The organism is Pedobacter sp. HDW13 (assembly GCF_011303555.1).
GTDB lineage: Bacteria > Bacteroidota > Bacteroidia > Sphingobacteriales > Sphingobacteriaceae > Pedobacter.
The window spans coordinates 6,090,066-6,103,427 of the sequence record NZ_CP049868.1 but is presented as its reverse complement, the minus strand read 5'-3'; the positions used below and the strand labels follow the sequence as shown (position 1 = coordinate 6,103,427).

7 protein-coding genes are annotated in these 13,362 nt (G+C 41.5%); all 7 read left to right on the top strand.

Annotated elements, in window-relative coordinates:
* Positions 1-14 precede the first annotated feature (14 nt).
* The 7 genes from G7074_RS25290 (at position 15) to G7074_RS25260 (ending at position 13,356) form a co-directional block, all read left to right on the top strand.
* Positions 15-1,169 (top strand): FecR family protein, encoded by a 1,155-nt coding sequence (locus G7074_RS25290; RefSeq protein ID WP_166211998.1) that lies wholly within the window; start codon positions 15-17, stop codon positions 1,167-1,169.
* 285 nt (positions 1,170-1,454) lie between these two features.
* Positions 1,455-4,748: a SusC/RagA family TonB-linked outer membrane protein gene (locus G7074_RS25285; protein WP_158674027.1), complete on the top strand. Its 3,294-nt coding sequence runs from the start codon at positions 1,455-1,457 to the stop codon at positions 4,746-4,748.
* A gap of 10 nt (positions 4,749-4,758) precedes the next feature.
* Complete coding sequence (locus G7074_RS25280; protein WP_166211995.1) at positions 4,759-6,147, top strand: RagB/SusD family nutrient uptake outer membrane protein; 1,389 nt, start codon at positions 4,759-4,761, stop codon at positions 6,145-6,147.
* Between the two features lie 78 nt (positions 6,148-6,225).
* Positions 6,226-7,716 carry a TlpA disulfide reductase family protein gene (locus G7074_RS25275; RefSeq protein ID WP_124559812.1) on the top strand — a complete coding sequence of 497 codons (1,491 nt, stop codon included), beginning with the start codon at positions 6,226-6,228 and terminating at the stop codon, positions 7,714-7,716.
* A 465-nt stretch (positions 7,717-8,181) separates the two neighbouring features.
* The gene (locus G7074_RS25270) at positions 8,182-8,739 is read left to right on the top strand and encodes an RNA polymerase sigma-70 factor (protein WP_124559813.1); all 558 of its coding nucleotides are present in this window, start codon (positions 8,182-8,184) and stop codon (positions 8,737-8,739) included.
* Between the two features lie 230 nt (positions 8,740-8,969).
* A complete protein-coding gene (locus G7074_RS25265) occupies positions 8,970-9,914 on the top strand; it encodes a FecR family protein (protein WP_124559814.1) in 945 nt (314 codons plus the stop codon).
* A gap of 139 nt (positions 9,915-10,053) precedes the next feature.
* A complete protein-coding gene (locus G7074_RS25260; protein ID WP_124559815.1) occupies positions 10,054-13,356 on the top strand; it encodes a TonB-dependent receptor in 3,303 nt (1,100 codons plus the stop codon).
* The last annotated feature ends 6 nt before the right edge of the window (positions 13,357-13,362 follow it).

The following is a 13,362-nucleotide window of genomic DNA, read 5'->3' as shown; positions in this document are numbered from 1 at the left end:
CGCTTCAAAACCCTATGAAAACCGAACAGGCAAAACAATTAATACAGCATTATTTAGATGGAACTGCTTCGGCTAAAGAAACCCATTTGGTTGATTCTTTTGTGGAGCAGCAACTATTAGAAAATAACTGGTCTGCTAATGACGCGCAAAAAGCAGCTTTTGGTAAAAAGCTGAAAGCACGGATTGATGCCGAACGGTTAAAGGAGCAAGAACTTAGTGAAAATTTGCGATTAAGGCCTAAAACAATTACCCGGCGTCTTTGGATTGTTGCCGCTTCGGCAGCAGTTTTGGCCCTGTGTGTAATAGGTGGCTTGTTTGCTGTAAAGAACAGGAGTGAAGACCGCTCGGAACGCTACGCCAATGATGTAGCACCTGGTGGTAACCGAGCTGTTTTAACACTTGCTGATGGCCGCAAGATAGATTTAACCGACAGTAAAACTGGCGAACTGGCTACTACAAATGGCCTTAGTGTTAAAAAGGCTGCAAACGGCCTGCTGGTTTTTTCGGTTATCAATAATGGCGGTGCAAATGATGAAGGTAAAAACAACAGTATAACAACCCCGGCAGGCGGACAATATCAGGTAAACCTGCCCGACGGTACATTGGTATGGCTGAATGCAGAAACGAAATTCAGTTTTCCAAGCCATTTTAACGGGAAAAACAGGCAGGTAGAACTTGATGGAGAAGCTTATTTTGAAGTAAGCAAAGATAAAAAACACCCTTTTATTGTTAAAAGCAGTAAGCAAGAGGTAGAAGTTTTGGGTACGCACTTCAATATTAACAGTTACGATGCAAGCCTGGGTACTAAAACAACACTTTTAGAAGGCTCGGTAAAAGTAAGGGGAGCAGGTGACGAAAAAATAATTGCCCCTGGCGAGCAGTCAATGTTATATGCCAACAAGATTGAGGTAAATGCGGTAGATCCGGCATTGGCCATCGATTGGAAAAACGGTGAGTTTCGGTTTAAGAACGAGCGTTTACCAAGCATCATACAGAAACTATCAAGGTGGTATGGTGTTCAGTTTGTAATGAATATCAGTTCTGAGCAAATGCCTTCTTTTTCGGGGTCGGTATCGCGTTTCGATAACATTTCTGAAGTGCTTAAAATGCTCGAAGAAACAGGAAGTATTAAATTTTATATAAACGGTAAGGTGGTAACCGTAAAGTAATACCATTAACAGCCTTAACCACACTGTTTATTAATAAAAATAAATCAACTAAAACCAGAAAAAAATGAAGAAACCACTACCGGAGCAGCGTTAATAACACAATAGGTTTAGAAGAAAAACCATGGAAGTGTTGGAAGCACAACCATGGCTATATCTGAGTTAATCCTTTAAAAACGAATTCTGAGGTCCATTTACGCATTAACCCAAACAAACGAAAGTATGAATATTTATCCTTTTTATCAAGGAAGGCATCTGGCGTGCCTTCCTAAAAAAATCCTGTTTATTATGAAACTCACCATCATCATCATGACGACCTTACTCATGCATGTTAGTGCCAGTAGTTTCTCGCAAAAACTTACCTATGCGGCTAAAAACATAACCGTAGATCAGGTTTTTAAAGAAATAGAAAAGCAAACCAACTATAGAGTATTGTATGCCACCAGTACGCTGAACGACGCAGCGAAGGTGAGCGTAAACTTTAAAAATACACCGCTTAAAGACGTAATTGAATACCTGTTAAAAGACCAGCAGTTAACCTATAACATTGAGCAGAACACCGTACTGATTAAGAAGCAGGAGCGCTCATTTATCGATAAAATTGCTTCGGTTTTTACTTCCTCGCGCTTTAATGGCAGAATTGTAGATGAAAATAATAGTCCGCTTGTTGGTGCAACCATTACTGTTAAGGGCAGTAAAAAATATGCCGTAAGCGGATCAACCGGATCATTTGTGCTTGACCTGGAAGAAAATGATGTGCTGGTTATTTCTTACATCGGTTACGAAACCAAAGAACTGAAAATATCACGAGGCTTATTGCAGAGTGGCGTAGCCAGTTTACTGGATATTAAATTGAGTCCGGCTGCCTCTTCATTAGATCAGGTGCAGATAATTGGCTATGGGAGCACCACCAAACGCAATAATACAGGTGCTGTAAGTTCGATTACCGCTGAGGAAATTGGTAAACAAACTGTAGAAAACCCACTGTTGGCTTTGCAAGGGCGCATTGCAGGCGTGCAGGTTACGCAAGACAATGGTTTGCCAGGTGCAGGCGCGAGGATGAACATTCGTGGTGCTTACAGTGGCGTATCAGGTGCAGGGTATATTCCATTGTACATTATTGATGGGGTTCCTTTTACTTTATTTAACGGGGCACAACCGGCCACCGATAACCTGAATGCAAACGGAGTAAGCGCTGCAAACGGTGGTGTGAGTCCGTTTAGTATCATTGCACCTGAAGATATTGAGCGGATCGATATCTTGAAAGATGCCGATGCAACAGCTATTTATGGTTCGCGCGGATCGAATGGCGTGGTATTGATTACCACTAAAAAAGGTAGTAAAGGTAAAACAGCCTTTAACTTTAATGTAAATTCGGGCGTAAGCAATGTGGCCAACTACATTCCGATGATGAATACGCAGGAATATCTGGCAACCCGCAGGGCTGCCTTTGCGCGCTCGGGTGTTACCCCAACAGCTGCCAATGCATTGGATTTAACTGTTTGGGATCAAAATGCCTATACTGACTGGCAAAAGTATTTTATTGGTCATACAGGCCATACTACTAATGCAACAGGATCAGTTTCAGGCGGAAATGCACAGAATTCTTTCTTGTTTTCTTCAACTTACCGCAAGCAAAGCACCGTTTTTGAAGGCGATTTTGGCGCAACTACTTTTTCGAGCAGGTTAAATGCTGGACATAAAAGCAGCGATGGCCGTTTTAATATAGATGGTTCGGTAAACTATACCTATATGAAAAATCTTTTGCCATCTACCGATTTGAGTACCATTTACAACCTGGCACCTAACTATCCTTTGTACAACGCCAATGGCAGTGTAAACTGGACCAACACCAGCCCGCTTTCGTACAACCCTAAAACAACCAATGCACAAACCACCAATTTGTTTAGCAACGTAAACCTGTCGTATCGCATCATTGATGGTTTGGTGGTTAAAGCCAATTTGGGTTATACTTCAACCCGTTTAAAACAGCAACAAATTAATCCTGCCAGCTCGCAAAACCCGGCAACGGCTCAAGTAAGCTCTTTAAGATACACCGATAACGACAACAACAATTACATTATCGAGCCACAAGCGGTGTACACCACTAAAATTGGCGAAGGTAATCTGGAAGCTTTAATTGGTACCACTTTTCAGCAAACTAAAGCAACCGGAATCTTTTTAACCGGTACAGGATTCAACAACGAAAAACTGATCAACTCTTTGGCCAGTGCTTCGTCGGTAGTTACCTCTTACAGTGCAGATGCAATATATAGCTACACCGCAGTATTTGGCCGTTTAAACTACAACTGGCAAGGTAAATACATTGTAGATGGTACGTACAGAAGAGATGGTTCTTCGCGTTTTGGTGGTAACAATAAATTCGGGAACTTTGGTGCAGTAGGGGCTTCGTGGATTTTTACCCAGGAAGATTTTATGAAAGATCTTGGTTTTTTAAGCTTTGGTAAATTAAGGGCCAGTTATGGTATTACAGGTAACGATCAGATTCCGAATTATGGATACCTATCACTTTATACGTCAACTGGTTCAAGCAATGTTTACGATGGCGTAAGTACTTATGTTCCCGGTAATATTCAAAACCCCGATTTAAAGTGGGAAACCAACAAGAAACTGGACATCGCGGTAGAATTGGGTTTCTTAAACGACAGGATTTTGTTAAAGGCAGATTATTACCGCAACCGCGTTTCTAACCTGTTAAATTTCATTACCATTCCTTCGCAAACAGGTTCAACAGGTTATACCGCTAATTTAGACGCTACGGTACAAACTAAAGGTTTTGAATTTGAGCTGAACACGATTAACGTAATTGCGGGTGATTTCAAGTGGAATACCAACCTGAATTTAACCATCAGCCGGAATAAATTACTGGCTTTTGATAATCTGGAAAATACCTTTTATGCCAGCTCTTACATTATCGGACAACCAACTGATATCAGAAAATTTTATAAATACACAGGTGTTAATCCAGCTACAGGCTTGCCAACTTACCAGGATTTAAACGGCGATGGCAGCATTAGTTTTGCCGGCGACAGGTATGTGGGCTATTATGGTCACCCTTACTTTGCAGGTATGAACAACAGCCTTAGCTATAAAGGTTTTGCACTCGATTTTATGTTCCAGTATAACCACCGCTATGGAGTATTAAATTCGACATTAAGTTCGAATCCGGCTGGTTTTAACTATACCAATATGAGTACCGCCTTGTTAGATCGCTGGGGAGCTGTAGGCGATGTGGCACTTTTCCCTGCGGCTACTACTGTTAACGATCCATCGTACGGAAACCTAACTTCTTCTGATATTAACTGGGGCGATGCTTCTTACTTAAAATTAAAAACGGTAAGCTTAAATTATACGTTTCCTAAAGCTTTGGCCAGCAAGTTAAAATTGTCTAACCTGAGTGTTTACGTGCAGGGACAAAACCTTTACACCTGGGCCAAGCAGAAATACACTTACGATCCTGAAACTACATTACCTGGCACAGGGCCTGGTTTAGGTACAGGCCAGTACATTGCTTTCCCGCAGGTGCGCACTATTGTATTCGGTTTAAACTGTTCATTTTAATCAAGGAATCATGAAAATTAACAATATGTTTTTCAAAAAAATAATGGCATTAGGCTTGGTTTTAATGGCATTGTCATCATGTAAAAAGTTCGTTGAAGCCGATTTGGCTAATAACCTCATCGCTAAAGAAGATGCTTTTACCACTGATAATTCGGCAACCAGTGCCACCTTATCACTATACTCATATTTTTCAACTTTAGATAATTTACGCAATACGACCTGGTTGGGCGGTTTACTGGCCGATGAGTTGCAGAATACTACTTCAAATGCTGATTTAATTCAGTTTTCGCAAAATGTGGTGGTACCAACTAATAATGTGGCTACAAGTAATGTTTGGGGTTATTCTTATCAAACCATCAGATATTGCAACCTGATTTTGGATGGTATCGGCCGCTCAACCGGAATGACTACACCAGTGAAAAACCAGTTAAGTGGTGAAGCTAAATTTTTCAGGGCTTTAATGTACTTTAACCTGGTAAACTTTTACGGTGGGGTGCCCATTACTTCAGAAGTTAACGAACTGGATAATGCTTTTAAACCAAGGGCTACAGCTGCCGAGATTTATACACAGGTTTTCAGCGATTTAAAAGATGCGCAAAACCTGTTGCCTACCACCTATGCAGGTAGCACAGCATTAAAGGTTAGGGTAAATAAATGGGCAGCAACAGCACTGCTTGCTAAAGTTTACCTGTATAATAAAGATTACGCAAATGCCGAGGCCGAAGCTACCAAAGTAATTGGTTCGGGTACCTACAACATTGCTACTTTGTCGAATACCTTTATCAATACCAGTAGCGAAACCATTTTGCAGTTATCAACCTTGTTTGGTGCATCGGCATTTAGTACTTACCGTACAACGAGTTCGGCTGCTAACGTAGCACCACCGGCTTATGTGTTGTATAATAATTTTACTAAAGATTTCGAGCTGAACGACAACCGTAAAACCTCTTGGGTTGATTCGACCACTTTTAATGCCGTTAAATATTACCGGATTAACAAATATAAGGTACAAGCGGCCACAGCGGCTACTTTGGGTAATGAGTACACGGTGTTGTTACGTTTGGGCGAACAATACCTGATCAGGGCAGAAGCCAGGGCACAGCAATCGAATATCAGCGGTGCGCAGGATGATATCAATGTAATTCGCACCCGTGCAGGTTTGGGCAATACTACTGCTGCAACGCAAAGCACCCTTTTAACTGCCATTGCCAAAGAACGGAAACTGGAACTTTTTGGCGAATACGGAAACCGTTGGTTCGACTTAAAGCGTACCGGAACTGCTGATGCTGTTTTAGGTGCATTAAAACCGACCTGGAAAACAACCGCGCAGTTATTGCCAATTTCAGCAGATCAGATTTTACTCAACAACAAATTGACCCAAAACCCGGGTTATAACTAACTAATTTAAATTTAGGCTACCTGGAATTTCAATTTCAGGTAGCCTGATGTTTTCATAAAAGATAAAATATAAAGCCATATGAAATTATTAAAAACCGCCTGCTCGGTACTGTTATCGGTAGTTGCTATCAATGCAGCACAGGCGCAAAACAGCAAACCTGCCGATACACTGGTTCAATATCTGAACAAACTTGTCGTATCTAAAGATTCGGCCGATAAAAAAGTGTTAAGAGCCAGATTAGCTGATTTATCGGGTGCTAAAACTGAAAAGGAAGTGCTAACAGCTGCAAACTATTACTACCGTATAGGTGATACCAAGAAATCAGAAGCGATTTATGGCGATATCGCTACACGTTTCCCATTGGGTACGCAGGCCAGAAGTGCGGCCTCGAAAGATTTTTATCTGCTCAAAACTGCTGCAGAAGCTGAAACGGCTTACAAAGCCTGGATTAAAAAGTTTCCGCCAGCAATGTATGAAAATACTCAGGTAGACGACCGCCTGGCTTACGATTATGTTAGAGCTAATGTAGCCAGTAAGTTTGCCGCTGAAAAAAATGTAGCCAAAGCAAACGAATATGCTAACATGCTCGAAGTTGATTTTTGGAAAGGTAATGCCTACTCAGGGCTCACCAATGCTTTTTATAAAAATGGCGATTTGGCCAATGCCGAAATTTATGCCAAAAAAGGAATGGATAATGCATTTTCTTACATAGATGGAAAAAAAGGAAATGAGAACTGGGCTAAATTTTCGGCTTCGGGTTATCCGGGCTTAACCAGTACTTATGCCAATATTTTATTCGAAAGGAAAAAGTATGTTGAGGCTTTGAAATATTCGGAAATGGCCTATAAAAAATCGACGAGCTTAAGCCCAAGCTTAAACTACCGCTATGCGCAAATTTTAATGGGATTGAACAAAAACCAGGAAGCATACGATAAGCTGGAAGAAGTAGTTAAAGCAGGTAAAGCCACACCAGAAATGGCTGCCGATTTTAAAAAGCTTTATGTAAAAGTAAAGGGTAATGAAAGTGGTTTCGATGCGTATGCTGCAGCCATCAGGAAGGCTTATTTAGAAAACCTGAGCAAACAATTAACCAAAGATATGGTAAAAGAACCTGCTGCAGGTTTCACGCTGACCGATTTAAATGGTAAACAAGTTTCTTTAGCCGATTATAAAGGTAAAATTGTAATCCTCGATTTCTGGGCTACCTGGTGCGGTCCGTGTAAAGCTTCTTTCCCGGCAATGCAAATGGCGGTAAATAAATACAAAGATGATGAAAACGTAAAATTCCTTTTTATCCATACCTGGGAAAAAGTAGCTGATCCGGTTAAAGATGCTGGTGATTACATTAAAGGTATGAAATACTCGTTCGAAGTATTGATGGATGTTAAAGATGCGGAAACCAAGGTAAATAAAGTGGTAAGCAGTTACAAGGTAAACGGTATCCCAGCTAAATTTGTAATTGATGCAGCCGGAAATGTAAGGTTTAAATTAACCGGTTTTGATGGGAGTAACGAAGCCGCTGTTGATGAGCTGAGCATGATGATTGATATGGCCAAGGCCAAATCTTAAATTTTAACAAAGTCAGGCCTCTAAAGCCTGACTTTGTTGTTTATAGCCCTTAGTGTTTTTGGCTATTTGTCTATGGTTTTGCCACGGATGCACGGAAAAGAGAATCGTCAAAGAGATGCTGAAATACATCAAAGAGATGCTGAAATAAATTCAGCAAGACGGTAAGTGAAGTAGAGGCATTAAGCACACAAAGTCTGTTTTTCCGTGCTTTCTGAGTCTCCGTGGCTATTTGTTTATGGTTTTGCCACGGAAGTGCAGGATAGCACATTTTGCGTTAAAAACGCTTTGTTATCCAACGCTCGTTTGGAAACGAGCGTGAGCTAAGATTTATTTCAACATCTATTGTAAGGCCCTGAAATAAATTCAGGGTGACGATCTTTTAAATAGCTAAAACCTCAGTGTTTAAGATTTGTTAATATTAAGTGAATATAGGTGCGCTAGTTTTGCTGGGTAAATCCTGCACCCTTGAGTAATACACTGTTTTTATCGCTGAAAGAAGATGATCACCGGGCCATGGAGCAGATTTACCATGCCCATTGGGAATCGGTTTTCGATGCGACATTTAAAAGAATTGGCGATGAAGCCATAGCTCAGGATATTGTTCAGGAGATTTTTATCACCCTTTGGCAAAACCGTAAAACCATCGAAATTCAGGGCGAACTGGGCGCATACTTGCATGGCGCCGTAAAATACAGGGTAATTAACCATTTTCGCTCAGTGGCCATGCGCGATGGACATCAGACCGAATTTGCCTTTTTAATGGAGGGGAAACATACCGCTGCTGCCGATTCTGAACTGATGATGCAAGATGCCAACAGGGAAGTGGAGCAGGCATTGGCACAGCTGCCAGATCGCATGCGACTGGTAATAGCCATGAGCCGAAAAGAAGATAAAACAATTAAAGAAATTGCCAGCGAACTGGATGTTTCGGTACAAACCGTTAAAAACCAGATTACAGCTGCAATGAAAATCTTAAGAAAAAACCTTTCGTATATTCTGTTTCTGGCCTTTCTGATCTCTTAATTAGGTTAACTGTTTAAATTATATAAACTGGTTAACTGCCCGGTCCCAAAACAATCTTTTACTGCCAGACCTTCAATTAACCGATTAACCAGTTTGAACAATTAACCTTTAAAGCAATTAACCGATTAAAACAATTAATCAGTTAATCTTTAAAACAGTTAACCAAAACTTAACTTACTCGTAACATCTTTGGTTAGTACCCTTTTGCATTTGGATTGACATCTAATCAAATGGCAGAAGAACAGGCAAAACAATTGCTGCAAAAATATTTAGACGAAAACGCTGAACCAGCTGAGGCCAGACAGGTAGAAGAATGGTACAACCTTTTGCAAAAGGAAGAACTCGATTTACCTGCCAGCCGTAAAGCTGCTATTGGCGAAGAAATGTTCCTTAACCTCAGGGCAGCAATGAACGGGAAAGTTAAAACCCGTAAAATATTTAGTCAATCGATCTGGTGGCGTACAGCGGCATTGCTGGCCATAGTGGTATCTATTGGCTTCGCCATTTGGAAACTAAACAGCGTTACTCCCAACAATCCACAGGTTGTAATTACCACAAAAGCGGGTGAGCAGAAAACGATCTTATTGAGCGATGGATCTGAAATTACTCTAGGGCCTTCGGCGCGCGTGGTTTATCCAAAACAGTTTGCTGTCAACAGCCGTAAAATTGCACTGGTAGAAGGCGAAGCATTTTTCTCGGTTGCCCACGAAGAAAACCGGCCATTTACGGTACAGGTTAAATCGGGGCTCGATGTTAAGGTGTTGGGTACTTCGTTCAGGGTAAGTGCTTACGCGAATAATCCAAAGGTGAAAATTACTGTGGCAACTGGTAAAGTGGCTATCAGTAAACAACAGCAATTACTGGGAACGCTGGTAAAGGGGCAACAACTCGAATACAATAAGGCGAACGGACATGCGGCCATCCACCAAAGCAAACACGAAGAATACGTAAAAATCAGCTTCGATGGCGAAACGCTGGCACAGGTAGCCCGAAAAATTGGTTACATATATGGCGTTAAAGTGGTTTTAACCAATAAAACAATTACCGGCCTTAAATGCCGCGCCAGTTTTACCAGCAAACAAAGCCCTGAAGAAATTCTCGATATCCTATGCAGCCTGCACCATCTGAGGTTCAGCGCCGCTAAAAACCATAAAACATTTAAAATATATCCATAATGAATACATAAAGCCAACAACAGACTGGTTTGCGATTGCGTTCAGGCCAGAAATAATTTAAAGCACATTATAAACAATACAATCAATCAAACAAATGAAAACAACCTCAGCCAAGAGGACATCACACCTTTATCGGATCATGAAATATTCATGCTTAACATTTTCAATTATCTGCATATTCTGCAGTTCACTACTGGCATCAGCTGGCATGGCCCAACGCTTAGAAAAAAGTAGTGTAACCATTAAAATTAGTAAAGGCCGCAGGCTTAACGAAATTGTAAAAGAAATAGAGGCCGCATCGGGTTTAAGTTTCGTTTACAATCCCGATTTGCTTCAGGAAAGAAACACTTTTGTAAGCGGCGACTTTAAAATGGAGCCTGTTCGCTCACTTTTAGATAAATTAGGACTTAGCGTTGTAGAAAAAGGCGATTATGTAATTCTGAACAATGCTACTTTCAACAAACCCGATCGCATTGTAACCGGTGTGGTAAAAGATTCGAGCGGCGTTACGCTTCCGGGGGTTTCGGTAAAAGTAGTGGGCACGCAAAGCGGTACCATTACCGATGCCAATGGTGCTTTCAGGATTGAGGCCAGTGCGCAAACGGTTTTGTCTTTCTCCATGATTGGCTACAGAACCAAAGAAGTAACCGTGGGCGAAAACCCGATAATTAATGTTACGCTAATTGAAGAAAGATCGAACCTGGGAGAGGTAGTAGTGGTAGGTTACGGTACGCAAAAGAAAGAGACTTTAACCGGCGCCATTAGCATTGTTTCGTTAGATAAGTTATCATCACGTTCGGTAAACAGCGTAGGCGATGTGCTTGCAGGTAAATCGCCCGGCGTAATTGTGACCAATGAAGGTGGCGACCCAACTTCTACGCCGCGGATCAATATCCGTGGATCGGGTGGACTTAACGGAGAAAGTGTATTGTATGTAATTGATGGATCGATCTTTTTAGGTACTCCACAGCTTAACCCGAATGATATTGAGTCGATTTCAGTATTAAAGGATGCGGCAGCCGCAATTTATGGCGCGCGTGCATCGGGTGGTGTAGTACTGATAACTACTAAAAAAGGAAAGAGCGGTAAAATGCAGGTTAGTTTTGATGCCAAATTAGGGCAGCAAAGTGCCTGGAGAAAGTTAGAACCGTTAAATGCCGAGCAACGCGCACAAGTAGCCGCAACTGCAGCTAAGAATGGTGGAACAACCATTTTACCAGCTTTTGATGCCAGCAAATACCCTGACGGACAGGTTACCCGTACCAACTGGATGGATGAGGTATTTAGAGATGGATTATTGCAGGATTATAATGCAGCCATAAACGGTGGAAATGAAAAATCGAATTTTTACCTGAGCTTCAATTACCGTAATGCGGAAGGAATTGTATTGAACACCAAAACCCAGCGTTACAATTTTAGAATCAATTCTGAGCACGAGTTGGCACCTTGGTTAAAAGTGGGCGAGAACCTATCATATAGCAGTACCAATGGCAATGGCGCCAACACCAGCAGCGATTATACTGGTGCACTTTTATCAGCCATTTATTACCCCACAAATGGTACACCTTACACTGCCAATGGTAGTTTTGCAGGTTTACCTGGCGGTCAGTATGCAGGCGATTATGGCGATATTATTAACCCTGTTGCCGAATTACAGCGTATTGATGTTAACAATCCCGTTAACGTATTGGTGGTAAATCCTTATGTAACCTTAAAACTGGCCAAAGGTTTAACTTTCCGGTCAAATCTGAGCATTACCAAAAGAGATGCCACCTATAAGAGTTTCACTCCGAAAAGACCCGAAGTAGGTAAGCCAGTATTGAGCAATAGCCTGCAACAAAGCAGCGATCAATCAAGCGACTTTCTTACTGAGCAGGTATTGAGCTATAAAGAAATTTTCGGTAAGCACAGTTTAGATGTTACTGGTGGCTATACTTTCCAAAAGACAAAAAACAGCGGATTGAGTACGTCAGGTGCTGGTTTTGATGACGAATCGCCGCAGTACCGTTACCTGGCCAATGCAACCGTAATCCAGCCTTCATCAAGTTATTATAATGCCAACGCGGTATCATCGTTGTTTTTAAGGGCAAACTATAATTATGGTGAAAAGTACCTGTTGTCGTTAATTGGTCGTCGTGATGGTGTATCGTTACTGGCAAAAGATAACAGAACCCGTAATTATGTTTCTGCATCGGCAGGATGGTTAATCACCAAAGAAGATTTTCTTAAAGATGCCAGTTGGTTAAACGAATTGAAAGTAAGGGGCAGTTACGGTATACTGGGTAACCTGGGTAGTCTTCCTCAAACGGCTGTTAATCCTTTGCTGGCGGCAACTCAAAGTTATTTCGGACAAACCCCAACGCTACAAACGGGTTATGTATCGACCATATTAGCCAATACCGGTTTGACATGGGCAGAGAGTAAACAAACTAACTTCGGACTTGATGTTACCGTATTGAACAGATTGAGTTTAGTAGCGGATTATTTTATTAAAGATATTGATAAGATGATTTTAACCCGTACACTTCCAGGTACAGCGGGTTTAGGTACGCAAACCATCAATGCAGGTAAAGTTAGAGATAAGGGGATAGAATTAGGCTTAACTTATAACAGCGATAAAAATGCAGCTTTTACCTATTCGGTTAATGCAACACTCACTAAAATAAACAACAAGGTAATCAACCTTGGTGATGGATTGCAGAACATTGCAGTAGGTACCAATTTCCGTAACGAGCTTGCACCACTTTCGATCAATGTTGGTCAACCTTTGTATAGCTATTATGTGTTAAAAACTGAAGGGATTTTCCAGTCGCAGGCCGAAGCCGATAACTATAAAAATGCGAGCGGACAAAAAATCCAGCCGAATGCGAAAGCCGGCGATTTTAAATTTGCCGATTTAGACGGCAATGGTTCAATTGATAGTAAAGACCGTTATTTTGCAGGTAGTGCCTATCCCGATTTTTCTTACGGATTGAGCTTTAACGCCAGCTATAAAAACTTCGATTTTAACATTTTTGCACAAGGCGTACAAGGCAACAAGCTTTTCAATGCGGTAAAAAGAACTACCTACAGCGCAAGTGGACCATCGTACAACAAACTGGTAGGTATTTTAGATGCCTGGTCGCCAGAAAACCCTGGAGGTAAAGTGCCGATTATCTCAACCAGCGACAGCAACGGTAACTTTAACGCATCTGATTTTTACATCGAAGATGGTTCGTACCTACGCATCCGCAACGTAACCCTGGGTTATAGCCTGCCAAAACAATTGACCAGTAAACTTAGAACAGGTGCCATCAGGGTATATGCAACCGCCAACAACCTGTTTACCATTACCAATTATTCAGGTTTCGACCCCGAAATCGGGATGGATAACAATGGTTTGGATGTTGGTCGTTACCCACAGGCCAGAAGCTTTATCCTTGGTTTAAGTGTTAATCTTTAATCTCAC

Bases quoted from the DNA above. Each gene is read 5' to 3' on its own strand.
- G7074_RS25290 (WP_166211998.1), top strand. From the start codon at position 15: ATGAAAACCGAACAGGCAAAACAATTAATACAGCATTATTTAGATGGA.
- G7074_RS25285 (WP_158674027.1), top strand. From the start codon at position 1,455: ATGAAACTCACCATCATCATCATGACGACCTTACTCATGCATGTTAGT.
- G7074_RS25280 (WP_166211995.1), top strand. From the start codon at position 4,759: ATGAAAATTAACAATATGTTTTTCAAAAAAATAATGGCATTAGGCTTG.
- G7074_RS25275 (WP_124559812.1), top strand. From the start codon at position 6,226: ATGAAATTATTAAAAACCGCCTGCTCGGTACTGTTATCGGTAGTTGCT.
- G7074_RS25265 (WP_124559814.1), top strand. From the start codon at position 8,970: ATGGCAGAAGAACAGGCAAAACAATTGCTGCAAAAATATTTAGACGAA.
- G7074_RS25260 (WP_124559815.1), top strand. From the start codon at position 10,054: ATGAAATATTCATGCTTAACATTTTCAATTATCTGCATATTCTGCAGT.